Origin of the sequence: Moraxella nasicaprae, assembly GCF_025643275.1 — a bacterium.
In the GTDB taxonomy this organism is placed as follows: domain Bacteria; phylum Pseudomonadota; class Gammaproteobacteria; order Pseudomonadales; family Moraxellaceae; genus Moraxella; species Moraxella nasicaprae.
Genome location: NZ_CP089977.1, coordinates 1,006,634 through 1,032,211, shown reverse-complemented (window position 1 = coordinate 1,032,211; position 25,578 = coordinate 1,006,634). Strand labels below are relative to the sequence as shown.

Genomic DNA, 25,578 nt, shown 5'->3' with positions numbered 1-25,578 from the left:
TTTTGACGAATGTTAAGGGTGTTTAAGGTTTCTTTAAGTTTACTGTGATTAAATATATCCATCGAAACGATGAATCGTTTTGTATATTAAAGAATTAATTTTGGAGATTTTTATGAAAGTTTTAAAGACAATGCTAGCAACCCTGCTGATTGGCACCACTGCAATGACTGCACAGGCAAACTATGGCACACAGACTGTGCAAGCCGCTGCCGTCAAAACAATGATGGACGACAGCCATGTAAGCATCACGGGCAAGATTGTGCGAGTGCTTGGTAGAGAGAAATTTGAACTACAAGATACCTCAGGCAAGGTTATTGTGGAGATTGATGATGATTATTACCATAACCCACAAGAGCTGGTCGGCAAAAATGTCACCATCACAGGCGAGGTGGACATCAGTCGTAAATCCAATCGTGTGGAAATCGATGCTGATTTTGTGCAAATCCACTAAACCAAAACCACCAGCGATGAACTGGTGGTTTTTTGTATCAGTATTGATTTAACCACCTATGCGGTGTAAGAGTGGCGAGTTTGGGGCGTATGGTTTGGGCGGTGGGAGCGTGCCTGATTTCTAAAAAAGCCCCAGTTGGGGCTTGTGGTTAGCTGTTTCTTTCACGAGCTTTGATGACTTTTTTGACCTTATCTCTGGCTCGGCTTTGTTTGAGCGAAGATAAATAATCCACAAACAATACGCCGTTTAGATGGTCCATCTCGTGCTGGATACACACCGCCAGCAAGCCATCTGCTTCGATGCTAAATGGCTTACCCTCTTTGTCTAATGCCTCAATTCGTACACGGCTTGGGCGTTCGATGGTGTCGTACACCTCAGGAATTGACAAACAGCCTTCTTGGTAGGGGGCAAGCTCTTCGGTCAAGGGAGTGACTTTGGCGTTGATAAACACCTGTGGAGCAGGTTCTTCGCCATCACGAGCCAAGTCCATCACGATGACCTGTACATGGCGGTCGATTTGGGTGGCGGCAAGACCGATGCCTTTGGCGGCATACATGGTCTCAAACATATCATCAATCAAAGTCTTGATGTCGTCATCAATCTGTGCCACAGGCTGAGCGATGGTGCGTAGGCGTGGATCAGGATATGCTAAAATAGGAAGTAGTGCCATGGGATACTCTTTATGTTATTAAGTGACTGTGTCTCATTATAAAACAAAAAACGCAAAAATAAAAATCTGACTGTACCGCCCCTTCATTGACCGTAGATAATGAATAAAAATCAGTTGGAAAAATTTACCTTTTGTGCAAAAATATAAAGCCATTCAACCTGTATTTTGCCATTAGTTACAAGGATTTTTATGACCGCACGCACCGCCACCATCACTCGTAATACCGCCGAAACTCAAATCAGTGTCAGCATCAATCTTGATGGCACAGGTCAGGGCGTGTTGGACACAGGCGTACCATTTTTGGATCACATGCTTGATCAAATCAAGCGACACGGACTGATTGATCTTGATGTCAAATGTGTGGGCGATACACACATTGATGACCATCACAGTGTCGAAGATGTTGGCATTGCCATTGGGCAAGCACTTAAAGCCGCTTTGGGCGATAAAAAAGGCATTCGCCGTTATGGGCATTTTTATGCACCACTTGATGAAAGCCTAAGCCGTGTGGTGGTGGACATTTCTGGTCGTCCAGGTCTGCACATGCAAGTGCCATTTACTCGTTCGCACATTGGTACAATGGATGTGGATTTGTTCAGTGAGTTTTTTTATGGTCTGGTCAATCACGCTTTTATCACGCTGCACATTGATAACCTAAAAGGCAAAAACAGCCACCATCAAATCGAAAGCGTTTTTAAGGCATTGGCAAGAGCCTTGCGTATGGCGGTTGAATACGACCCAAGAGCCGCAGGCGTGTTGCCATCAACCAAAGAAATGCTATAACTCTTTTTTGGATTTTGGGAAAATATCATGAAATCACCAACCATCGCCCTGCTTGACTATGGTGTGGGCAATCTTTATTCTGTTGCCAATGCCTTGACTGTGGCAGGAGGTAATGTTGTCATCACCAGCGACCCAAAGCAAATCAACGCTGCTGATAAAGTGATGTTGCCAGGTGTGGGTGCGATGCGTGATGCGATGGCAAATATGCGATTGCATGGCATTGATGTGGCGGTTAAGCAAGCACTTGATAGCAAGCCTGTGATGGCGATTTGTGTGGGCATGCAGGCGATGTTTAATCACTCTGAAGAGGGCGATGTGGCGTGTCTTGGTGTCTTATCTGGTACGGTTCGACGATTTGATGATGCGTGGTGTGACAATGGCACGCCCATCAAAATTCCTCATGTAGGCTGGAATGTGGTGAGTGCCGACACCAATCATGCACTGTGGCAAGGCTGCAATCATCAGCATTTTTATTTTACCCACAGTTATTATTGCGACCCTGATGATACGGCTGGATTGATTGTGGCAAATACCCATTATGGGCAGTCTTTTTGTGCCAGCGTCATTCGTGATAATCTGTTCATCACTCAGTTTCACCCCGAAAAAAGCCATGAAGCAGGATTAAGACTGTTGTCCAATTTCATCAAATGGCAACCCTAAAACAATCCTGCCGTGACGGTCGGTTGGTGGTTGGCAGTTTATTCATCTTCAAATCAATCAATCTGCCTATCAGAAGTTGCCAAATAGCCAAATGGCAGATTGATGAGCATCAATGCTGCAAGTAGCCACAACGCTACTTGCCAGTCGCCTGTATATTCAAACAACAGCCCCACTCCAAGCGGTCCAAATACCGCCAATGAATACCCTACCGCCTGCACCATGCCTGACAAATCTCGGGCGTGGTCGGTATTTTGCGTGCGAAACGAAAACATCATCAGACTAAGCGTAAATACCATCGCACAACCAAAACCCATCATCGCTGCCCAATAGGGCAAATAAGTGGGCAGATAGATGATGCCAAATATTCCCAAAGCATTAAATACACACCCTGTCACACCAATCAGACGAGTAGGGCAGCCTTGTTTGATGAGAATGGTTAGGGATAAAATCGCTAAGGGTGCCATGATTTGAAATAAAAATGCCGAAAAATTGGCGTCGCTGGTGGATAATCCTGACCAAGTGGCGATGGACGGTAAAAAACTTGCCACCGCATAAAATAAAAATGACTGCAAGCCTAGCAATACCGCCATTTGCCAAGCTGCTGCCGACCGCCATGCATTAAATTTTTGATGATTGGTGATGAGTGAACTTTGGCGAGGACTGTGATGGGTGCGATACACATAAAGCCACACCAGTGCCGCTGCCAATCCAAATATTCCCCAAAAACTCATCGCCATCTGCCATGAGGTGCTTGTAGCGATGGGCAGTACCACCCATGCACCAATACCTGCCATGGTGGACATACTAAGGCTAAATATTGCTGTGGCAAGTGCGATGTTATTGGGTGCATATTGTTTGATGAATGGGGCGGTTAAGGCGTTGAGCATGCCAATGGCAAAAGATAGAATCAGTGTGCCGATGTACAACGCCATCACGCCAAACCAAACCCGAGTAGCCACCCCGATTGCCAGCAGTGATGTCATGCCAATCATCATCTTTTCTAAGCCGAAGCGTCTGGCAAGCACTGGGGCAAACAGTGAGCCGACTGCAAATAAAGGCATGGGCAACGCACCAAGATAGCCGATGTCGCTGGCGGTCAATCCCAGTCGTTCTTGTAAGGTGCTGGCGATTGAGCCAATCATCACAAGAGGCGAACGCATATTGACCGCAGCCAAGACTAGCCCAATGAGCAGAATAATAAGAGCAGGCGTGTTGGAAGCAGGCTTGGATTTCATGGGTAGTGGTAGGAGTAAAAAAAGCTTTTTGATTATATCAAAAAGCGTTCAGTGATGGATAAAATTGATAAAATTTAGCACATCAGATAAGGGTTTTTATATGAATCATAAAAATAAAAAGCTATTTTAAGGCAAAACGCTGAATTTTATTTTTTGGTTTGTTGGTAGCTTGTCATAAAATAGTGGTATTCAAAGTGAGTATGCCAAATCTTGTGCAAGATGTACCAAAAATAAAACAGCCACAACAAAAAAAGTTGTGGCTGTTTGTGTTAGGCGGATTTTGAGATGGCTTGAGCCTTGTGCTGAATTTCTGGGCTAAGTTTGGCTTGACTTTCGCACTTATTTGGGTCATTGCCACAAAATTGGCAATATTCATCGCCCATCAGATTGGCAACACCACCGCATGAACCTTTGAGTGGTTGTTTTTTGACCAGATAACCCACGCCCATGAATAAAAAGAACAGCAAAAACACCCCAAAAGTTACCGCAAGGATTGGTAGGAATTGGCTAAGAATATCGCTCATCATTGGCTCTCTTATTCGTTGCTATCGTTGGTTTGTTGTTTAAATATTGGACACATTATAGCAAATACAGCATCAGTATTTTGTATTAAGTTTGTTTATGCTTGATACAAAGTTTGCTTGGTATCATCAAAAACACCGCCCAAATTATGTTGGACGGTGCATTTATTTTTTTAAGACGATGTCAAAAGATTATTTATCTTTGACTTCGGTAAACTCAGCATCGACCACGCCATCATCGGCAGCTTGGTTGGCAGTCGGCTGCTCTGTTGCACCAGCATTGCCAGTGTCAGCATAGATTTTTTGACCGATTGGCAAGAAAGCGTTGTCCAATGCTTCAAGTTTTGCTTTGATGGCATCAACATCATCTTCTTTGGTGGCTGCTTCTAGTTCGCTGATGGCAGCTTCTACTGAGGCTTTTTCTTCATCAGTGACTTTGTCAGCGGCATCTTTTAGGGCTTTTTGAACGCCAGCGATTCGACCATCTGCTTCGTTACGAGCACCTGCAAGCTCAGCAAATTTCTTATCTGCTTCGGCATTTTCTTCGGCTTCACGAATCATTCTTTCGATGTCTTCATCAGACAGACCAGAGTCTGCTTTGATTTGGATAGACTGTGATTTGCCAGTTCCTTTATCCTTAGCAGAGATGTTCATGATGCCATCTGCGTTGATGTCAAAGGTAACCTCAATCTGTGGCACGCCACGAGGTGCTGGCGGAATGTCGGTTAGGTCAAAGTTGCCAAGCAGTTTGTTTTGATTGGCAATCTTACGCTCGCCTTGATACACCTGAATGCTGACCGCAGGCTGGTTGTCGGCAGCGGTTGAGAACACTTGTGATTTTTTGGTAGGAATCATGGTGTTCTTTTCGATAATGGCAGTCATCACGCCACCCATGGTCTCGATACCTAGGGTTAGTGGTGTTACATCAAGCAATAGTACATCGTTTTTGTCGCCAGAAAGTACCGCACCTTGAATGGCAGCACCCATCGCTACTGCTTCGTCAGGGTTCACGTCTTTGCGAGGCTCTTTGCCAAAAAATTCTTGCACTTTTTGTTGGACAAGTGGCATACGAGTTTGACCACCAACCAAGATGACATCGTCAATCTCAGACGCTGATAGACCTGCATCTTCTAGGGCGATTTTGCACGGTGCGATGGTGCGAGATACCAACTCTTCGGTCAAGCCTTCTAGCTTAGCACGGCTGATGGTGATTTCAAGGTGTTTAGGGCCTGACGCATCAGCAGTGATGTATGGCAGGTTTACCTCAGTAGATTGGCTGCCTGACAGTTCGATTTTGGCTTTTTCGGCAGCTTCTTTAAGGCGTTGCATGGCAAGTGGGTCGCCTTTTAGATTGACGCCTGTGTCTTTTTTGAACTCATCAACCAAGAAGTCAATCAACGCAAGGTCAAAGTCTTCACCGCCCAAGTGCGTATCGCCATTGGTTGCCAGCACTTCAAACTGTTGTTCGCCGTCCACATCAGCAATCTCAATGATAGAGACATCAAAAGTACCACCACCTAAGTCATAAACTGCTACGGTGCGGTCGCCGCCTTTTTTGTCCACGCCATAGGCTAGGGCAGCAGCGGTTGGCTCGTTGATGATGCGTTTGACATCAAGACCTGCAATCTTACCTGCATCTTTGGTGGCTTGACGCTGAGCATCGTTAAAATAAGCAGGAACAGTCACAACTGCTTCGGTTACGGTCTCGCCCAGATAGTCTTCGGCGGTTTTTTTCATTTTTTTCAAAACTTCTGCCGAGATTTGAGGCGGTGCTTGTTTTTTGTCGTTGACTTCTACCCATGCGTCACCATTGTCAGCTTTGACGATTTTAAAAGGCACAAGTGAAATGTCTTTTTGAACGACTTTATCATCATAGCGACGACCAATCAGGCGTTTGACCGCAAATAGGGTGTTTTTTGGATTGGTGACGGCTTGGCGTTTGGCTGATTGACCAACCAGCGTTTCACCATCTTTAAAGGCAACGATTGATGGCGTGGTGCGAGCACCTTCTGCATTTTCGATGACTTTAACTTTGTCGCCTTCAAGCACTGCCACACAAGAGTTGGTTGTACCTAAGTCGATACCGATAACTTTACCCATAATTTTTCTCCGATTATTTTAAAATTTTGTTCAGCTTTCCAAGTCATACATTCGCTTGGACTTTGAGTGCTATATTTGGTTGCAAATTTGCTTTTCAAGGGCAGATTATCAAAAATTTTTTATATTTTTAAAAAATTATTTGTCTTTAACCCATTGAAATTATTGATAAAATCCTTAGCCACCCACCATCACGATGGCAGGGCGTAGCGTGCGGTCATTAAGGGCATAGCCTTTTTGCAATACTGTGCCAACCACATCTTTTTCCACATCAGGTGCGATGCCGACCGCTTCGTGTTTTTCTGGGTCAAACTTATCGCCTGCTGGGTTGATGACGCTCACGCCATGCTTTTCAAGGACGCTGAGCAATGATTTGTGAGTCAAACGCAAGCCCTCCAACACACTCTCGTCCGCTCCTGCTTTTTCAGAAGCCTCCAAGCCTCGCTCCAAGTTATCCACCACATCAAGCAAGTCTTTGGCGAACTTTTGTAGGGTGTATTTTTTGGCTTTGTCGGTTTCTTGTTCCATGCGACGCTGAGCGTTATAGCTTTCGGCATTGGCACGAGCGGCAGCTTCTTTGGCTGCTTTGACTTCTTCTTGCAAGGCAATGAGCTGCTCTTGTAATTGGCTGGTTTCGTCCTGCTCGGTCGTCTGCTCGATGATTTCTTCGGTGGTTGGTTCGGTCGTCATTTTTCGTTGCCCCAATGTTTAACAATTAAATTCCCCAACTTGATAAAGGTTAAGGCGGTAATTTTCAAGACAAAAAACAAAAGTTTTTGATATTTTTGTCAAATTGGGCGGTTTTTTGGGTGATTTGGGCGTGACAAAGGATAAAAAGATGCAAAGATACTGCACCATGATAAGATTGGCTAGGCTGTCATCTTGGTAATGCTTGATGCAATCGTCTTGGGGTCAAGGTTGGCAATGCAGCTAACAAGGCTGGTTGGATAGACTTGTTTGGTAAGCTTGGTCAGTCGGTCGCCCAATGCCAAATAGTGATAATCGTGTGTGTGCGGTAGGGTTTGCCAGTGTTCTAGTGCCATTTGGCTACTGATGAGAACAAAAGGCGTGCCATCAAGTTTGGGTTGTAGTTTGGCAAAATTTGCGGTCAAATCATCGGGTCTGTCTCTTTTGTACCACTCGCACGCATCGACCATGACACCTTTTTTGACCAAAGTATCATGCATTAGCCTACGACCACCAATCCCACGCCATATCAGCACCTTGTCTTTGGCTTGTAGCGAGCGTACCACAGGCATTGCCAGCATGCCTTCATTGTTGGCGATGGCTGGTGTGGTCGCTGTCAGACCTGCTTGTGTCAGCACATCAGCGGTAGCATCGCCAACAGCGATGATGGGTGTGGCAGGCAGAGTGGATAAGTCTGTGTTTTTTAAAAATAGTAATGCTCTTCGTGCCGCCTCTACGCTGGTGATGATGAGCAGTTGGTAATGACCAGCTTGCCAATCAAGCATCATCTGTCGCTCAGCTGCACCGATGGGTAGGTCACAAATGGTCAAAAGGGGTAAGTCCAATACACACAAGTCAGACAACTGACCGATTGCCCCAGCACGATGACTGGGGCGAGTGTTGATTAAGATGGGTTTAGGCATTGGCATAAACAGTCGCCAAAATCTTGTCCGCCCCTTGTGCCAAGAGTTCTGTGGCGACTTGTTGACCCAGTTCGATGGCATCATGATGGGCGTTGTCTGTGATGCTTATTTGTTTGACCACTTTTAGGAGGGTGTTGCCATCAGGCGTACCCACTCGCCCCTCCAAGTGTAAAAGATTATCCACCAAAGTAGCAAATCCAGCAATCGGCACCTGACAGCCACCCTCTAAGGCATGATTCATCGCCCGTTCACAGATGGCTTTTAGGGCGGAAGTGTCATGATTTAAAGGTTTGATGAGTGCTTTAATCTCATCGTCTCGGCATTCGATGGCAAGCGTTCCTTGACCGACCGCAGGCAGGCAAATATCAGCAGGTAGGCTGTGGCGAATGCGTTCGTGTAGCCCCAATCGCTCCAAGCCACTTTGGGCAAGGATAATGGCATCATAGTCGCCATTATCAAGCTTGGATAGGCGAGTGCCAACATTACCACGCAAGCTGATGATGGTCAAATCTGGGCGGTAGGCTCTAAGCTGACATTCACGGCGTAGGCTTGAAGTGCCAACTCTTGCCCCTTGTGGCAATTCATCTAAACTCTCAAAATCGTTACTGACAAAAGCATCAAAAGGGCTATGACGGTCAAGATATGCCCCAATGGTGAGACCCTCTGGCAAAACCATTGGCACATCTTTTAAGGAATGCACCGCAATGTCTGCCTGTCCTGTTAAAAGGGCGGTTTCTAACTCTTTGACAAATAAGCCTTTTCCGCCAATTTTGGCAAGAGGGGTGTCTAGGATTTTGTCGCCTTTGGTCACCAACTCCAACAGGCGAATGTCCATCTGTGGGTATAATTTTTGCAGTTCATCTTTGACAAAATTGGCTTGCCACAGAGCCAGCGGAGACTGACGAGTGGCGATGGTTAATGTCTTGGGCGTGGTCATAAGATTTCCTATTTTTTGGTCTATCAATCATCATCATTATAAAACTTTCTTGACAAAATAGCCAATCAAAACGCCTTGCGTAGCCATTTGCGAACGCTTGGCAAGGCTCGCCTCGAAATTGGCAAGGGTTGATAAAATTTGCGAGCATCATCTGCCACAACCGCCATCACTTGCCCCAAATGCTGGTCAATGGCGTGCAGATAAGCAGGATTAATGAGGGTATTTCGATGAATGCGTAATAAGGTTGGGTAGGTATCAGCCAACGATTTGAGTGTGCCACCAAACAGTGTCGTGCCTTGGGTATGATGAACCGTCAGGTATTTGTGATCAGCGATGATGTAATAAATGTTTGATACATCAATGAGTTTTGTGCCGTGTTTGTTGTTGGTGATGAGATGGTTGGTTGGCTGATTTTGGGTGTGCCAAGCTAAGGTTGCCAGCGTGGGCTGACTGATTTTGGCTAAGCTATTGGCTAATTTTTCTGTGGTGATGGGCGTGACAAGATAGTCGTCCACACCAAGCTCCCATGCTTTCATTGCCAAAGATTCATCGTCATGCACCAAGATGATGGCGTGCGATTTGAGTGCATCAAGATGTTGCATGACGGCACAAGCAGCTGGCAACATGACAGCGACGATGGTGCTGTCTTGGGCAAGGTGACACATGATGACATCTAGTAGATTGGTATCATCAAGGTGATGGCTGGGCAAAAAAACCACCTGCCAATCTGGTGGCAATGCATCAAATTGGGCATCATAATCCGATAAATGGCATAAAATACGCATGAGTCATCATTGGCATAAATGGACTTACTCTAATGGCTTTTTGCCAAACTTGCAAGTGAAAAAATATTTAGGATAAAAACTATCATCAAAAAAATCCTTTATGATATACTTTTTGTAAGAATTAACCATTGTTGGAGTATGACGATGACCCAAACTTCCTCCATGTGGGGCGGACGCTTTTCTGAGGCCACCGACAAATTTGTTGCCGAATTTACCGCCTCGGTCAATTTTGATAAACGCCTGTACGCCCACGACATACAAGGCTCCATCGCCCACGCCACCATGCTTGGCGAGTGTGGCATTATCACAAAAGACGAAAGTAGAGCGATTATAGACGGTCTAAATCAAGTCAAAGATGAAATAGAAAGCGGTCAATTTGTCTGGCGTGTGGAGCTTGAAGATGTGCATATGAACATTGAAAGCCGTCTGACCGCCATTGTTGGCGATGTTGGCAAAAAACTGCACACGGGCAGAAGTCGCAACGACCAAGTGGCGACCGACATTCGCCTATGGCTAAGAGATGAGACCGACAACATTTTGGCACTACTCAAACGCCTGCAAAGCGGACTGCTTGACCTTGCCGACAAGCACACCGATACCATTATGCCAGGCTTTACCCATTTACAGACCGCCCAGCCGATTAGCTTTGCCCATCATTTGATGGCGTGGTTTGAAATGCTGGTGCGTGATAGTGAAAGATTGACGGACACTCGTAAAAGAATTAACCAAATGCCACTAGGCAGTGCCGCCCTTGCTGGCACGACTTATCCGATTGACCGTACGATGACCGCTCGTCTTTTGGGTTTTGAAGGCATTTGCCAAAACTCGCTGGACGCAGTTTCTGACCGTGATTTTGCCATTGAATTTGCAAGCTCCGCCAGCATTTTGATGATGCATTTATCCAGAATGAGCGAAGAGATTATTTTGTGGATGTCGGCTCAATTTAACTTTGTACAAGTGCCTGACCGCTTTTGTACAGGCTCATCTATTATGCCCCAAAAGAAAAATCCTGATGTGCCAGAGCTGGTACGAGGCAAGGCGGCACGAGTATTTGGCGATTTGACCACGCTTTTGACTTTGATGAAAAATCAGCCGTTGGCATATAATAAAGACAATCAAGAAGACAAAGAGCCTTTGTTTGACATTGTGGATACTTTGACAGGTTCGCTTTTGGCGTTTGCCGATATGCTCCCAAACCTTGTGCCAAACTCCGAAAATATGCGACAAGCGACCTTAAAAGGCTATGCCACCGCCACCGATTTGGCGGATTATTTGGTTAAAAAAGGCTTGCCGTTTCGGGACGCTCACGAAGTCGTGGGTAAAGCTGTGGGGCTTGGCGTGGCAAAAAGCGTGGATTTGGCAGAATTGTCGCTTGATGAATTAAGGCAATTTAGTGATTTGATTGGCGATGATGTGTTTGAGTGTTTGACCCTTGAAGGTTCATTAAACGCTCGTAACCATCTTGGCGGTACAGCCCCACAGGCGGTAAAATTGGCGATTGCCAAAGGGCGAGAGCGGATTGCTTGATTTTAAGATTGATAAAACAGATCAATGCTTATTGGTCTGTTTTGATTTTTACAAAAACAGGAGTATATAATATGTCTGATAATTCATTGAAAAAAGGGCATTACACCACGCATAGCAATAAAATTGGTTTGTATAGCACCAATCCAGAGCGTATAGGCTTTGTACAAACACAAAATGATGTGGTTTTGAATTTTCCGTTTAAAGACTGCGTATTAGAAGCAGGCATGAATAAGGAAGATGCAGGACGAAATGAACGCTTTTTGCACCTTGAAATGGACGGCAAAGACATCGATGTACTTTTTGAACAAAAAGTATTGACAGGCTTTGAATATCACGCACACAATATTGGCAACCAACCAACCAACCAACCAACCAACCAACCAACCAACCAACCAACCAACCAACCAACCAACCAACCAACCATTATCGCCTGATTTAGACCTAAGTCAAGTCAGTCAAATCAATTTTTTTGATGATGATAATAACCTAACTCAAAATCTACTCATCAAAGGCAATAATCTACTTGCCTTGCATTCGCTTAAATCTCGATTAAGTGGAAAAATCAAACTGATTTATATAGACCCGCCTTATAATACCAGTAATGACAGTTTTAAATATAATGATAATTTTAACCATTCATCGTGGCTGGTTTTTATGAAAAACCGCCTAGAAATCGCCAAAGAATTATTGGCTGATGATGGGGTGATTTTTGTTTCAATTGATGAAAATGAGCATGCTTATTTAAAAGTTTTAATGGACGAAATTTTTGGGCGTAATAATTTTATTGGAGAGTTGATTAGAAAAACGAAATCAACCGCCAATGATGTTAAAACGGGATTAAATATCCAACATGAATATGTTTTGATTTTTGCAAAAATAAAAGAAAATGTATTTTTAATTGGTGATGAAAAAACATTTGATAATTATAAAAATCCTGATAATGATCCTAATGGTGATTGGGTGTCTGCTGACCCTACAGCACAAGATGATGGTAGAAAAACTAAAAATCTAATGGAAATTAAAAATCCCTATACAGGAAAAATTGATGTTCCAAATGCGGGTTTGCGTTGGCGTTTTGCAGAAAGTTCATTTAATGATTTAGTAGCAAGTGGAAAAATTGTTTTTAAGAAATCACATGGCGAAAATGAGCGTGGTTTTATTTTTAAAAGATATAAAAATGAAGTTAAAAGCACATTTAAATTAATCGGTAGTTTAGATACTGCTGATAATCAATATTTAAATCAAGTTGCAACAAAAGAATTAATTAAATTGTTTGATAATAAAGTTTTTGACTTTCCAAAACCTGAAAGCCTATTTCAATTAATTATCCAAAGTTGTACAAACGAAAACGATATCGTCCTAGATTATCATTTGGGCAGTGGCACAACTTGTGCGGTCGCTCATAAAATGGGTCGCCGTTGGATTGGCATTGAACAGATGGATTATATTGAGGATATTACCAAAACTCGTCTTTTAAAGGTATTAGATGGCGAACAAGGCGGTATTAGCAAGGCTGTCAATTGGCAAGGTGGCGGCTCGTTTGTCTATTTTGAGCTCAAAAAGTACAATCAGCTTTTTGTGGAACAAATTATATCGGCAAATAATAAAACGGAACTTAATGCCGTTTATCGTCAAATGAAAGAAAATGCCTTTTTGAAGTTTTGGTTTGAAGCTGATGATTTTAAAGAGTGGTTTAAAGATGATGACGATGATTTGATTGAGGATTTGAGTGAACGCAAAAATAAATTGCTAGAAATTTTGGACGAAAATCAACTTTATCTTAATTATGCAGATATTGATGACGCTCGCTATCAGGTATCGGATGCAGACAAGGCATTATCAAAGGCATTTTATGGAGAGCGTCATGACTAAGACCAGTAAAAAAGTGAAGTTAAAGCATACTTTGGATGATTTTTTGTTTAAAAAAATTCAAGATCGTCAGGATTATCAAGCGTGGTTGGCTGATTTTGAATTACCGAATTTTATTAGCGATAATTTGGCAAAACCATTGCGTGAATATCAGCTAAATGCCGTCAAAGCCTTTATTTTTTTATATGAAAATGAAGGCTTAGAAAAAGCCAAACATTTGCTGTTTAATATGGCGACAGGCTCTGGCAAAACACTGACTATGGCAGCGATTGTGCTGTATCTGTATGAACAGGGCTATCGTAATTTTGTGTTTTTGGTGCATCAAGTACAAATTAAAGATCAGGCGATTAAAAACTTTACCGATTCCACTTTTGAAAAATTTTTGTTTAAAAAATCGGTTAAATTAAATGGTAAAAGTGTCCCTATAAAAGCCATAGAGCGATTTGAAGATACCAAAAAAGAAGGTATTAACTTTTTGTTTTTTAGCACGCAACTGCTTTTTAAACGCATTACCGAACCCAAAGAAAATGCCATTACCGCAGAACATTTTCAGCATCATCAGACGGTCATCATCGCCGATGAGGCTCATCGTTTAAATGTAGATACTCGCAGAAAAACCGAAGTTGCTGATGAAAATAACTGGGAAAAAGCCGTACAATCTGTTTTGTATGCCAATCCAAACAATCTGTTGTTGGAGTTTACGGCGACTGTGGATTTGCAAAATGAAGCCATTCACAAAAAGTATAGCGATAAACTGGTTTATAAATACGACTTTTTGCAGTTTAATAAAGACGGTTTTAGTAAAGATGTGAAGTTTTTATTTAATGAAGAAACGCAAATTGAAGACCAAAAAAGACGCTTGATTGTCAATGCGGTGGCATTGAGCGAATATCGTCGGCTGTATGCTGAACGAGAAATGAAAGCCATCATTAATCCGATTGTGTTAATTAAATCAATCAAAATCGCTCAAAGTGCCAAAGATCGTGAATTTTTTCATCGTGTGATTGCATCTTTGCGTATTGAGGACTTTGAACATTTGCAGCAAAATCATCCAGCCGATTTGCTTGATGACAGTCAGGTTTTAATCCGTCAAATGTTTGAATGGATTAAAAATCATTTGGGTTCTACAAATGATGAGCGTGGTTTACGAACATTTATTGTGCATATCAAAGAACGCTTTGCTGAAAATAATACGATGATTTATAACAGTAAAGATAAAGAGCGTGCAGATTTGTTGCCATTGTTGGACAATGTCAGAAATACCATTCGGGCGATTTTTTCGGTTAATGCATTAAACGAGGGCTGGGATGTATTAAGTCTGTTTGATATTGTGCATTTTGATATTTCGGCAAGCAAAAAAGTATCATTGCAAGATATTCAGTTGATTGGGCGTGGAGCAAGATTATGTCCTTATGATGTACCAAAAAACTTTCTTTTAAAGGGAGATTGGTTTGGGGTGCAACTTGAGAATAAAAAATATCAAAGAAAATTTGATCACGCCCCTACCGAAAATGGCAGAATCTTAGAAACTTTTTATTATCATTTTGTCAAAACTGGTGTGTTTTTGGACGAATTGCAAAAGCAATTATTAGACGAAGGCATTGTCAATCAAGGCGTGGAAAAACGCACCATTCGTCTAAAAACATCGTTTATGCAAAGTCAGACTTATCAGCACGGCTTTGTATTGGTTAATGAACAAGAATATCGTAAAAAAACCGAGCAAAGCGATATTGATAAAGCCTTTAATCGCTCTATTAAAGCGAGTTTTTATCGTTTGCATAGTCGTGGCTTGACCGATGTTGAGCAAAATAAGCGACAAGCTAGCATTCAAGAAAAAAATATCAGGCTAACGGATGAATTTTTTTCTCGTGCTTTACTAAGAAAAGCCCTGATTGGTGCAGAAAACGGCTTTTTTTGGTTTAAAAATATCAAAAATCACATTACTGATTTAGATAGCATTGATACTTTGATTGAGGATTATTTGCCAAAATATGATATTTGTTTTTCTTATGAACAAGGTAAGGATATTGACGAGCTGAGTGCCAATGAAAAATTGCAATTATTGGTTAATGTTATTTTGCCAGAGATTCGCAAATTGATTGACAAACATTTGCCACAAATCATTGGTTCAAAAGTGTTTAGACCAAAGCCTTTGGCACAAGTCTTTGAACAAGAAAAAAACATCTATTTGGTGGCTTATCCAAGCATTAACGAAAATACGGGTGAGCGAGAGTACATAACGCCAAATGAGCGGGCAAAAGAACAAACCAATCATCAAAATACTGAGCTTAGTTTAGATATTAGTCAATCAGATTGGTATGCTTATAATGAAAACTATGGTACAAGCGAAGAAAAGCGTTTTGTTAAATTTATTGATAGTCAAATTGATGAATTAAAGCAAAAATATCAAGGTGCTGAAATCTTTTTAATTCGTAATGAATTGGATTATTATTTGTTTAACCTTGAGGATGGAAGACGATTTAGTCCTGACTATATGCTAATCATCAATGATGTTATCAATCAACAAATGTATTATCAATGTTTGATTGAACCAAAAGGTGGACATTTATTGGCACACGATGAATGGAAAGAAAAGGCTTTGATTTCCTTGGAGAAAAATAGTCAAGTGAGCTTTAAAGCAGGTAATGACAATGTGGATAATCCCCAATATTTGGAGGAAGTCAAATCCAAAAATTACCAAGAAATAAAATGCTTAGGCTTTAAATTCTTTAATAGCGATCCTCGAGGTGTAAATGACTTTGGAGGGGATTTTAGGTCTCGTATTTTTTAATTGGATTATAACCCCCAAAGTACATACTTTGGGGCTTTCATCATAAATCCTTTTGCCATAGCACTTCTTGTCCGCCATCAAGACGCACCACCACTCTTGCCAGTACAAACAGATAGTCAGACAAGCGATTTAGGTATTGCAGGGTTTGCTTGCGAATGTTGCCGTCTCTTAATGACAGCTTAATCAGCGTGCGTTCGGCATCACGGCAAATGCTACGAGCAATGTGCGTCTGTGCAGTGGCAACAGACCCAGCTGGCAAAATAAATTCTTTAAGATAAGGCAGGGTGTCGTTATGCTCATCAAGCTGCTCTTCTAGCAAGATGATGTCAGTATCTGTGATGGCGATGTAGCCAATGTCAGCATGGTTGGGCAGGGCGAGTTCTCCACCGATATTAAATAAGCGATGCTGAATGTCACTAAGCTGTTTGATTATTTTTGGGTCGTCAAGATAGGCTTGCAATAGCCCAATATGAGCATTTAGCCCATCAATCACGCCCATCGCATCAAATCGTAAATCCGCTTTGGAAAGACGACTGCCGTCTGCCATGCCTGTTGTGCCATCATCGCCTGTGCGAGTGGTGATTTTTGAAAGTCTATTGCCCATAAGTCATTATACCAAAACAAGAAAATCATTACCAAAAACTACTTTTAAGCGTCATTTAGTATAGCATTTTTGGTAGGATTTGCCATATTTTGCTTGGGTTTTTGGTCGTGAAATTTGGCACAAATGCCCAAAATTTTGCTATAATCAAGTCAATTTTTATGATAATGTAGATAAAAGAGACTGTCATGCAAACTTTCAACCCAGCCGAACACATGGTGTTTTGTCGCAAATATCAACAAAATTTACCCAAATTACCTAAGCCACCATTTCCCAATGCCAAAGGCGAAGAAATCCAAAATACCGTCTCAAAAAAAGCATGGGACGAGTGGATTGAGCTACAAACCATGCTCATCAACGAAAAGCACCTAAGCATGGTGGACAAAGATGCCAAAAAATTCATCGCTGAGCAGCGAGAGTTGTTTTTAGACAATGGCGATTATGAACGCCCAGCAGGGTTTAAGCCCAAAGACTAGGTCAAGGAGCGATAATGCTAAAAGTTGATGGCGTGTTTGAACCGATATTGATGGGCGATGACAGACCCAAAGAACTGATGGACTTCCCTGTGGTGCATGTGCAACCTGTGGCGTGGGGCGACATGGACGGTTTTAATCATGTGAATAATGTGGTGTACTATCGCTATGCCGAATCAGCACGCATCAGCTATCTGCGTGCGACAGGTCTGGTGCAGACACGCACCGACATTTCGACCATCTTGGCGGCAAATAGCTGTCAATACAAACGCCCTGTGACTTATCCTGATACATTGCTTGTTGGTGTGCGTGTCAAAAGCATGGGCACAACGAGCGTGGTTTTTGAAAAAGCATTTTATAGCACTGCCCAGTCTGCCATCGTGGCAACCGCCGATGCCGTGATGGTCAAAGCAGATGCTGATGGCAAAAAGATGGCTTGGCGTGATGATGAGCGACAACAATTGACCCATCTGTAAAAGATAATTCATGACCATCAGCGAAGAGTTGATGGTTTTTTTAAGACCTATTGTTGTTTGCTTTTGATGAATGTTGATTTGGCAAATAGCACCACCACCGCTCCGATGCCATAGCAGAGTGTGCCAGCAATCAGATATGTCCAATTTGCTTCACTAAAATACAAACACGCCACAAAACCAAAGATGGCAAAAATGGCGGCAAATGCCAGATAATCAGCCATCTTTGGGCGATAATCCACATAAGCCACGATGAGGCTTGCCAATGCCAAAAAAGCGATGAGGCTTGCCAAGATATCCTGTTCTAGGATATAGACCATGTTTATTTTTCATCGCCAAAACAGCAATAGATATAAGACTGCATAGCACTTAGTGATGAATAAAAAAACCATCAGTAGCGGACCGATGGTTTTTTTGGTTGGTTTAGCGTTGTAATGCCTCAACCAATCGGGTGTGAATGCCTTCAAAACCGCCATTAGACATGATGATAATCGCATCGCCTGCTTTGGCGTGCGTGACCAGATGTTCGATGATGGCATCGGTGCTGTCTAGCACTTGTTGGTTGGTGGCATTGCCGATGGCATCGGTCAAGCCCCACGCCAAATCTTTTGGTTCATACCATAGCACATGGTCGGCAATCGCCGCTGATGGGGCAAGACTTGCCTTGTGGCTGCCCAGCTTCATTGTGTTGGAGCGAGGCTCAATGACTGCCCAAATGGTGCGACCTTGTAGGCGTTTTTTTGCTCCGTCCAGCGTGGTGGTGATGGCGGTTGGGTGATGAGCAAAATCATCATAAACCTGAATGTCATTCACCTCGCCAATCAGCTCCATGCGGCGTTTGATGCCACCAAAGTTGGATAATGCTTCACAGGCGGTGCTAATCTCTACGCCAATATGATGGGCAGCAGCGATGGCACACAGACCGTTATTGACATTGTGCAAACCACTCATTTGCCAAACAACCTGCCCAACTTCATCGCCAAATCGCACCTCAAATGCACCGCCGTCATCTTGGTGTAATTTGGCTTGCCAGTCGCTTTGACCATCGACGCTGGTACGCAGCACTGGTGTCCAGACACCTTTTTCTAGTGTCTGTTCTAGACTGTCTGTCCCTGCTGGCATGATGATTTGTCCGTTGCTGGGTATCATGCGAATCATGTGATGAAATTGGGTTTGAATGGCGTTTAAATCCGCAAAAATATCAGCGTGGTCGTATTCTAAGTTATTCAAAATAGCGGTGCTGGGGCGATAATGTACGAATTTAGAACGCTTATCAAAAAACGCACTGTCGTATTCGTCTGCCTCGATGACAAAGTATTTATCGCCCAAATGTGAGCTGTGGGCGAAAGCGGATTTTAGTCGTTCATCGTCGGTGCTGACCAGTGGCACACCGCCAATCAAAAATCCTGTGTCAATGCCAGCGTATTGGATAATCCAAGAAAGCATCGTGGTTGTGGTGGTTTTGCCGTGTGTGCCTGCCACCGCTAGGACATGGCGGTCTTTTAGGACGGTTTCGTACAAAAACTGAGGGCCTGATGTGTAGGGCAGGCGAGCATCTAGCATGTATTCAATCGCCTCCATGCCTCGTTTGCAGGCGTTGCCAACCACAACCAAGTCAGGAGCAGGTTGTAGGTGTTCTGCTTTATAACCCTCCCAAATCTCAACACCAGCATTGGCAAGCTGAGTGCTCATCGGTGGATAGATGCCTGTGTCTGAGCCTGTTACTTTATGCCCCAAATCACGAGCCAGCAGGGCAAGCGACCCCATAAAAGTACCGCAAATGCCCAAAATATGAATATGCATAACAATCCTAAATAAAAAGGTGGAAAAAATTTCCACCCATTATAAAGCAAAATTGACGAAAGTTAAGGAAGTTTTTTGATGATTTTTGTCAAGATGACAAATTGTATGCCTAAAATCACCAAAAACAACACTGCCGTCCACGCAGGAATTGATAAACCCAAAAAGCTCCAATCAATCATGCTACAATCGCCATTGCCAGCCAGCACAATGCTGATGACTTCCGCCATTGGCAGGGTGTCCACCCAGTAGCCCAAGCCTGCACCGCAGCTGGGCACGGCTGATGGCGAATAGTGCAGCCAAGTATGTCGTAGTGCCACACCCAGACCCCACAGTGTGCCAGCCACACTCCCAAGCCAAAATAACGCTCGCAAAATCTTGCCTTGTGGATTGATGAGACTGGCAAGTAGAGCAAAGACCGCCATAGACCACAGCCCAATCCGCTGGAAAATGCACAACGGACAGGGGTCAAGCCCCAGTCTTAATTGTAAATAACCGATGGCAAATAGGCTTGCAGCGGCGGCAATCAGCACCAGCAGACCGTTCAGTAAGCGATAAGTCATCATCTTTCCTTAGCGGTAGGTCTGCACAAAATCATAAAAACTCATCGTATCAGATGCTTCGATGTCTTGTTGCTCACGCACAGAATCTTGGGCAATCTTGGCAAAGGCTTGTTCTTGTTCTTGGCTTAGAGCGTGTGTGAGCAGTTCTTGTTGGTGTTTTTGGGCAAGAATTTTACCCAATGCCCAAGTACCACCAGCACGACGACTGTCTTCTTCGATTTGGGCGGATAGCGTGAAGTTTGGATTGGTGGCCTTGCCTTGCATCAAGGATAATGCCGAGCGATAATCATTGCCGCCATGATGAGCATCAAACGCATCAGCGATGATTTGCATGTTGGTTAGATGATTGACAATCCAATCGTGCAAATCAACCAAGTTAGCACCATCATCAATCTGCACCCCTGCTTGTCGTCCGTGATTGACAACGGTGTCAATATTGGCGGCAAGGCGTTTTTCTTCCTCTGGCAACAAGGCAGGCGAGTCGGTCAGTAGGCAGTATAATGCCAGCACTTCTAGGAAACACGCTGTCTCTTTGGTGATGCCAATGTCGCTGTATGGGTCAAGGTCGATGGCTCGAAATTCCACATAAGCGATGCCACGAGCAGCAAGGGCGGCGGTGGGTGTTTCGCCTGATTTGGTGACTTGTTTTGGGCGGATTGGACTGTAATATTCGTTTTCGATTTGTAGAATATGACTGTTAATCTGAATCGGATTGCCGTCTTTGTCATCAACACCAATATTGGCAAATTCATCAAACGGCGTGCCGATGGCTCGTCTTAGTCCTGCGATGTATTCATCTAGGTCGTTGTAGCGAATGTCTAGGTCTTCTTGGACGCTGTTGGTGTAGCCCAGTTTGCCCATTCTAAGGCTTGTGCCATTGGGCTGATAATAACTGCAACTATTTTCAAATAATGGTATCAGGTCATGTTCACGACCACTGACAAAAGTACCGCACACGCTAGGACTTGCCCCAAGCAGATACAGCACCAGCGGTGTTAGGCGTTTAAAATTACGAATCAAAGCAAGATATTTGGCGTTTTTAAAGGCGGTCAGGTCATCAGCACCCTCAGCGTTTTGCCACGCTGCAAATAGGTCATCGCCGATTGACAGATTGTAATGCAAGCCAGCGATGGTCTGCATTTTGCGACCATAACGCACCCCAAGACCTGAGCGGTATAGGGTTTTTAGCTTACCGATATTAGAAGTGCCATAGTCCGCCAAAGGAATATCGCTGTCAGTATCCGAACTCATACACGGCATAGACAAAGGCCACATCAGCTCATTATTTTCTAGCGAGCGATGTACTAAGACATGCAAATCTCTTAGCATATCCAACGCCTCTTTGATGGTTGGCTTGGGCGATGTGATTAGCTCCAAAAGATTTTCAGAATAATCGGTTGTGATGTAAGGGTGAGTGAGTTTCGAACCCAGTTTGGCAGGGTGAAAAGTCTTGGCGGCAAAACCATCTGGCTGCATACGCAAGCCCTCTTTTTCAACACCTCGTTGCATGCCTGCAACCAACTTTGATTCAAACCAAGCTGGCAGTACAAAAGTGGAATTTGTCATAATAATATACTTAAAAAAATGATGGGATATGATGTGTCATTATAAGGATAAACGCTGGCTTGGAAAAGTTATTTTTTGATGATTTATTGTGCTGATTTTGCATATTGATAGGCAAAATCCAATAAAACAAGCCAGCGTGTGCGATTGACTAGATGGAGAATGATGAGCCACAGCCGCAGGTGGTGGTGGCGTTAGGATTGTCCACGATGAAGCGAGAACCTTCTAAGCCTTCGGTGTAGTCGATGGTTGAACCTGCCAAATATTGATAGCTGAGACTATCAACCACCAAAATCTCTCCACCGTTGTCAAAAGTGGTGTCATCTTCTTCGAGTTCTTCGGCAAAATCAAAGCCATAGCTAAACCCCGAACAGCCGCCGCCTGTCACATAGACTCTGAGCATCAAGGCATCATTACCTTCGGCGGCTTTTAGTTTGGCAAGTTTGGCGGCAGCATTGTCTGTGAGGGTCAAATCGGTGTTCATAAAAACTCGTGTCGTTAATCAATTACGCTTTAAATATGAGCGATTATCAATTATACAAGGTTTTTGATATAAAAATAAGCGATTTTTTATCTCAAACTGTCACAAAATGTCTTTGCCCGATGGATTTATGAACAGTAGTTTGTGAGTGCTGCTTTTTGGCTTGGGATACGAACTTGATAAGTGTGGTCGATATAGCCGATGTCATCAACTTTGTACTGACCATCTTCTTGCACCAGATGATAAATGACATCTTGCAAACGGTATGTATCACTCCATTGGTCATACAGCTTGATGGCGACTTTGACCGTGCCGTCATCTTGGGCGGTATAATCTATTTGATGATTGGGGTGGTAGAGAATTGAGTCTTGATAACCCCAAAACAAATCAAAGCCACTCTCATTGCAATCATCTAAGCCATAGAATTCTGGAAGACTTTGACTGTGTTTAAGTTGTAGATAATCCACCGATAGCAAGGCACGGCTCATATATTTTGGGCTAAGTGATGCGTTGGGGATAAAGTCAAGGTCTTTTTCAGATTCCCTGCCAGCCATTATTTGTCGTTCCAATGACAATTCAAGCGTTTTTTCGTAAATTTGGCGGACAAATTTTTCTTTTTCTTGGTTGTCAAAGATGGTTTGTTGCTGATTTTGTTGTTGGTTTTGTTGTTGCTTGGCGTGCTGCTGGTTTTGTTTGTTTGATAGAATACCGCCAATTAGGACGCCTGCCAAGCCAACAATCAGCTCCTTGTCCTTGTTGTCTAGCTTTTTGGCGTGGACGGTCATTGGGGTAAGGCATAAACTGGCACAAGCCAAGCTGACAATGGTAAAATTTTTCATCACAACTCCTGTTGATTGTACTGTATTTGGCATTGCTGATAGCCTAAGCTGACCGCCTAAACAAATATCGCAGCCTGACAAACTAAGAAACACATAATCTAGCACAGGGGGGGGTAATGGCAAGTCTTGTTTTGAGAAAAATTATGCTAAAATAGCCGCCAAATGAATCAAATCAATAAATGGAAAAAATCGTGATTGAATTTAAAGAAGTGGCGATACGCCGTGAGGGGCGAGTGCTGTTTAGTGATGTGAATTTACAACTGCACAAAACCCAAAAAATCGGTCTGACAGGCAATAATGGCACGGGCAAATCTACCTTGTTTGCCGCCATTTTGGGCGAATATGGCACAGATGCAGGGCAGATTGTGATGCCACAAGATTGGCAGATTGCCCACATGGCACAAGAGATTCATGCCACAGACATGACGGCGATGGATTATGTGCTGTCAGGCGATGGCGAATGGTGGTCGTTGTCTGACAAACTGGCACAGCAAGATGGGCTATCTACTGAGCAAATCGCTGCGTTATACCAACGCTTTGAGGAGATTGATGGCTATCGTACTCGTGCTAAGGCGGCGATTATTTTGTCGGGCTTGGGTTTTGGCGAGGCAGACCATGCAAGGCAGGTAGCACTGTTTTCTGGTGGCTGGCGAATGCGACTGAATCTGGCTCGCACCTTGATGCACCGTGCTGAGGTGTTGCTTTTGGACGAGCCGACCAACCATTTGGATTTGGACGCTATTTTGTGGCTAGAAGAATGGCTGGCAGGTTTTGATGGCTTGGTCCTGCTCATCAGTCACGACCAAGCATTTTTGGACGCGGTTTGTGGGCATATTTTGCACATCGAACATGGAAAAATCACGCTGTATTCGGGTAATTATAGCCAGTTTGTCAAGATGCGTGCCGAACGCCTCGCCCAAGAGCAACAAGCTTACGAAAAACAGCAGGCAGTCAAGGCTCACTTGGAAGATTATATCCGCCGTTTTCGTGCCAAAGCAACCAAAGCCAAGCAAGCCCAAAGTCGCATCAAGCAACTTGACCGCATGAATGAGCTTGCCCCTGTGATGGCAGACAGTGCATTTAGTTTCCAATTTTATGAACCATCACACATGGCATCGCCACTCATCACGCTGGATAATGCAACGATTGGCTATACTGCTGATGCTCCGTTAATCAGCCGAGTCAATGTACAAATCACGCCAGAGGTTCGTTTGGGCATTTTGGGTGCAAATGGTGCAGGTAAATCCACGCTGATTAAGGCGTTGGTGGGGCAGTTGCCACTCATCAGCGGTGTGCATAAGGTCTCACAGACGCTCAAATTGGGCTATTTTAATCAGCATCAGATGGACAGTCTAGATGATGATGCCACACCCATGATAATGCTAAGACGCTTGGCAGGACAGACATCAGATGCACAGTTGCGAGCATTTTTGGGCAGTTTTGATTTTCGTGGTGACCGCATTGATACGGTGGCACGGTTGTTTTCAGGTGGCGAGCGAGCCAGATTGATGCTGGCACTATTGGTTTGGCAACGCCCCAATGTCTTGGTGCTGGACGAGCCAACCAACCACCTAGATTTACAAATGCGAAATGCCCTCATGCTTGCTTTACAGGATTATCAAGGGGCATTGATTTTGGTGTCGCACGATAGGGAGCTGATTTTATCGGTGTGTGACGAGCTATTATTGGTGGCAGATGGCAAGGCGACAACCTTTGTGGGCGACATGAGCGACTACGCTGAGCATTTGCGACAAGCAAGACTTGCCAAAACCGCCCAGCAGTCATCGGCTAATTCTGCCAAGACCGCCCAAGACGAACCCAAAAATGAGCAGCTAAGCAAAGAAGAGCGGCGAAAAAAGAATGCCAAATTGCGAGAGCAGACCGCACCTGTGCGTAAAAAGATTGCTCATCTTGAAGATAAGCTGAATCAAATAACCAGTAAGCTTGCTCAGATTGATGAACTGCTTGGCGATGGTCAGCTGTACGATGATGCCAATAAAGAGCAGTTGCTGCAACTGCTTGCCAAGCAAAATGAAGAACAAAAGCGACTTGCTGACATCGAAGAGGCGTTGCTGTTGGCAATGGACGAGCTAGAAACATTGGAGCAGGAGCTTGTCTGATGTTGCCTGACTACTATCAGCTACTTGGTGTGGACATGAATGCTGATTTGTCAGCCATCAAACAAGCCTATCGCCGTCAGATTGCTCAGCATCACCCAGATAAACAAGGCAGTGATGAACAGGCGTTATTGCTTAATATGGCTTATGAAACACTCAAAAATCCAGCCAAACGAGCCAGCTATGATGCCAAGTTTGCCCAGTTTCATCGCCAAAGACGACTGTATCAAGCAGGGCAGCGTTTGTATCATTCAGCGTGGCAGTTGGGTCATTTTGCCAAAACCTGTGCCAAAAAACTCTGGCAACATTTGCCATCATCGCCCATCTTGGACGAAATCCATGCACAAAATGCCGAGCTTGGTGTGTGCGTGATTGATTTATGCACCGCTTATCAAGGGGGTGTGGTGCTGATGAATGGACAAAAAATCGCCCTACCAAAAGGTCTGTCTGATGGCGATGTGATTGATGTTGGTGTAGAAAAATTTAAAATTCACATCAGGCAAAAGGACATCAAAGTACACGGCAAAGATGTGCATTATCTGCTTTGGCTTGATGAAAAAATGCTGTCTTGTGGTTTGGTTGATTTACCAAAACCTTGGTCACTACAACTAAAACTGCCAGCAAATACATCACTACCAGCCAGCATCACCTTGTCAGGTCGTGGCATTGATGATGGGCAAGAGGCTGGCGATTTGATGATATATTTTAATGCCAAATAAGACCTGATGGCTT

26 protein-coding genes are annotated in these 25,578 nt (G+C 43.8%); 11 read left to right on the top strand and 15 right to left on the bottom strand.

Annotated elements, in window-relative coordinates; translation table 11 throughout:
• The first annotated feature begins 112 nt into the window (after positions 1–112).
• Complete coding sequence (locus LU297_RS04830) at positions 113–451, top strand: NirD/YgiW/YdeI family stress tolerance protein (protein ID WP_263077277.1); 339 nt, start codon at positions 113–115, stop codon at positions 449–451.
• A gap of 148 nt (positions 452–599) precedes the next feature.
• Here the strand turns inward: LU297_RS04830 and def are convergent, their stop codons facing one another.
• Positions 600–1,121, bottom strand: coding sequence for a peptide deformylase (def, locus tag LU297_RS04825; protein WP_263077276.1), 522 nt, complete (start codon positions 1,119–1,121; stop codon positions 600–602).
• Between the two features lie 189 nt (positions 1,122–1,310).
• Here def and hisB point away from each other — a divergent pair, with 189 nt between their 5' ends.
• Both hisB and hisH read left to right on the top strand, forming a co-directional pair.
• The gene (hisB, locus tag LU297_RS04820) at positions 1,311–1,904 is read left to right on the top strand and encodes an imidazoleglycerol-phosphate dehydratase HisB (RefSeq protein ID WP_263077275.1); all 594 of its coding nucleotides are present in this window, start codon (positions 1,311–1,313) and stop codon (positions 1,902–1,904) included.
• Positions 1,905–1,928: 24 nt separating this feature from the next.
• A complete protein-coding gene (gene hisH / locus LU297_RS04815; RefSeq protein WP_263077330.1) occupies positions 1,929–2,564 on the top strand; it encodes an imidazole glycerol phosphate synthase subunit HisH in 636 nt (211 codons plus the stop codon).
• Between the two features lie 53 nt (positions 2,565–2,617).
• Here the strand turns inward: hisH and LU297_RS04810 are convergent, their stop codons facing one another.
• The 7 genes from LU297_RS04810 to LU297_RS04780 all read right to left on the bottom strand — a co-directional run bounded on the left by LU297_RS04810 (position 2,618) and on the right by LU297_RS04780 (position 9,749).
• A complete protein-coding gene (locus LU297_RS04810; protein WP_263077274.1) occupies positions 2,618–3,799 on the bottom strand; it encodes an MFS transporter in 1,182 nt (393 codons plus the stop codon).
• 269 nt (positions 3,800–4,068) lie between these two features.
• Entirely contained in the window at positions 4,069–4,323 is a 255-nt protein-coding gene (gene nqrM, locus LU297_RS04805; protein ID WP_263077273.1) for a (Na+)-NQR maturation NqrM, read from the bottom strand.
• Positions 4,324–4,512: 189 nt separating this feature from the next.
• Positions 4,513–6,420: a molecular chaperone DnaK gene (gene dnaK, locus LU297_RS04800; RefSeq protein ID WP_263077272.1), complete on the bottom strand. Its 1,908-nt coding sequence runs from the start codon at positions 6,418–6,420 to the stop codon at positions 4,513–4,515.
• A gap of 174 nt (positions 6,421–6,594) precedes the next feature.
• Complete coding sequence (gene grpE / locus LU297_RS04795) at positions 6,595–7,107, bottom strand: nucleotide exchange factor GrpE (protein WP_263077271.1); 513 nt, start codon at positions 7,105–7,107, stop codon at positions 6,595–6,597.
• A 179-nt stretch (positions 7,108–7,286) separates the two neighbouring features.
• Entirely contained in the window at positions 7,287–8,033 is a 747-nt protein-coding gene (locus tag LU297_RS04790) for a uroporphyrinogen-III synthase (protein ID WP_263077270.1), read from the bottom strand.
• Entirely contained in the window at positions 8,020–8,964 is a 945-nt protein-coding gene (gene hemC / locus LU297_RS04785) for a hydroxymethylbilane synthase (RefSeq protein ID WP_263077269.1), read from the bottom strand. The genes LU297_RS04790 and hemC overlap by 14 nt, the downstream gene beginning before the upstream one ends.
• 65 nt (positions 8,965–9,029) lie before the next feature.
• Entirely contained in the window at positions 9,030–9,749 is a 720-nt protein-coding gene (locus LU297_RS04780; RefSeq protein ID WP_263077268.1) for a LytR/AlgR family response regulator transcription factor, read from the bottom strand.
• 162 nt (positions 9,750–9,911) lie between these two features.
• Here LU297_RS04780 and argH point away from each other — a divergent pair, with 162 nt between their 5' ends.
• From argH to LU297_RS04760, 4 genes are all read left to right on the top strand, one after another.
• On the top strand, positions 9,912–11,276 hold the full coding sequence (argH, locus tag LU297_RS04775; RefSeq protein ID WP_263077329.1) for an argininosuccinate lyase: 1,365 nt from the start codon (positions 9,912–9,914) through the stop codon (positions 11,274–11,276).
• A gap of 71 nt (positions 11,277–11,347) precedes the next feature.
• Entirely contained in the window at positions 11,348–11,710 is a 363-nt protein-coding gene (locus LU297_RS04770) for a PT domain-containing protein (RefSeq protein ID WP_263077267.1), read from the top strand.
• Positions 11,622–13,148 (top strand): DNA methyltransferase, encoded by a 1,527-nt coding sequence (locus tag LU297_RS04765; RefSeq protein ID WP_263077266.1) that lies wholly within the window; start codon positions 11,622–11,624, stop codon positions 13,146–13,148. The genes LU297_RS04770 and LU297_RS04765 overlap by 89 nt, the downstream gene beginning before the upstream one ends.
• Entirely contained in the window at positions 13,141–15,936 is a 2,796-nt protein-coding gene (locus LU297_RS04760) for a DEAD/DEAH box helicase family protein (RefSeq protein ID WP_263077265.1), read from the top strand. Before LU297_RS04765 ends, LU297_RS04760 begins: the two co-directional genes overlap by 8 nt.
• A gap of 40 nt (positions 15,937–15,976) precedes the next feature.
• Here LU297_RS04760 and LU297_RS04755 read toward each other — a convergent pair whose 3' ends face one another.
• Positions 15,977–16,540, bottom strand: a complete 564-nt coding sequence (locus tag LU297_RS04755; RefSeq protein ID WP_263077264.1) for a cob(I)yrinic acid a,c-diamide adenosyltransferase — start codon at positions 16,538–16,540, stop codon at positions 15,977–15,979.
• Positions 16,541–16,725: 185 nt separating this feature from the next.
• Here LU297_RS04755 and LU297_RS04750 point away from each other — a divergent pair, with 185 nt between their 5' ends.
• Entirely contained in the window at positions 16,726–17,013 is a 288-nt protein-coding gene (locus LU297_RS04750) for an oxidative damage protection protein (protein WP_263077263.1), read from the top strand.
• A 14-nt stretch (positions 17,014–17,027) separates the two neighbouring features.
• Entirely contained in the window at positions 17,028–17,486 is a 459-nt protein-coding gene (locus LU297_RS04745; protein WP_263077262.1) for an acyl-CoA thioesterase, read from the top strand.
• 47 nt (positions 17,487–17,533) lie between these two features.
• Here the strand turns inward: LU297_RS04745 and LU297_RS04740 are convergent, their stop codons facing one another.
• From LU297_RS04740 to LU297_RS04715, 6 genes are all read right to left on the bottom strand, one after another.
• Positions 17,534–17,803 (bottom strand): hypothetical protein, encoded by a 270-nt coding sequence (locus LU297_RS04740; protein WP_263077261.1) that lies wholly within the window; start codon positions 17,801–17,803, stop codon positions 17,534–17,536.
• A gap of 103 nt (positions 17,804–17,906) precedes the next feature.
• Positions 17,907–19,286 (bottom strand): UDP-N-acetylmuramate:L-alanyl-gamma-D-glutamyl-meso-diaminopimelate ligase, encoded by a 1,380-nt coding sequence (gene mpl / locus LU297_RS04735; protein WP_263077260.1) that lies wholly within the window; start codon positions 19,284–19,286, stop codon positions 17,907–17,909.
• Between the two features lie 62 nt (positions 19,287–19,348).
• Entirely contained in the window at positions 19,349–19,846 is a 498-nt protein-coding gene (locus LU297_RS04730; RefSeq protein WP_263077259.1) for a disulfide bond formation protein B, read from the bottom strand.
• Positions 19,847–19,855: 9 nt separating this feature from the next.
• The gene (gene gshA, locus LU297_RS04725; protein WP_263077258.1) at positions 19,856–21,412 is read right to left on the bottom strand and encodes a glutamate--cysteine ligase; all 1,557 of its coding nucleotides are present in this window, start codon (positions 21,410–21,412) and stop codon (positions 19,856–19,858) included.
• A 148-nt stretch (positions 21,413–21,560) separates the two neighbouring features.
• Positions 21,561–21,893, bottom strand: a complete 333-nt coding sequence (gene erpA / locus LU297_RS04720; protein WP_263077256.1) for an iron-sulfur cluster insertion protein ErpA — start codon at positions 21,891–21,893, stop codon at positions 21,561–21,563.
• A 125-nt stretch (positions 21,894–22,018) separates the two neighbouring features.
• Positions 22,019–22,729: a hypothetical protein gene (locus LU297_RS04715; RefSeq protein WP_263077255.1), complete on the bottom strand. Its 711-nt coding sequence runs from the start codon at positions 22,727–22,729 to the stop codon at positions 22,019–22,021.
• Between the two features lie 191 nt (positions 22,730–22,920).
• Here LU297_RS04715 and LU297_RS04710 point away from each other — a divergent pair, with 191 nt between their 5' ends.
• Both LU297_RS04710 and LU297_RS04705 read left to right on the top strand, forming a co-directional pair.
• The gene (locus tag LU297_RS04710; RefSeq protein WP_263077254.1) at positions 22,921–24,849 is read left to right on the top strand and encodes an ABC-F family ATP-binding cassette domain-containing protein; all 1,929 of its coding nucleotides are present in this window, start codon (positions 22,921–22,923) and stop codon (positions 24,847–24,849) included.
• Entirely contained in the window at positions 24,849–25,565 is a 717-nt protein-coding gene (locus tag LU297_RS04705; RefSeq protein WP_263077253.1) for a J domain-containing protein, read from the top strand. The genes LU297_RS04710 and LU297_RS04705 overlap by 1 nt, the downstream gene beginning before the upstream one ends.
• Positions 25,566–25,578: the final 13 nt, after the last annotated feature.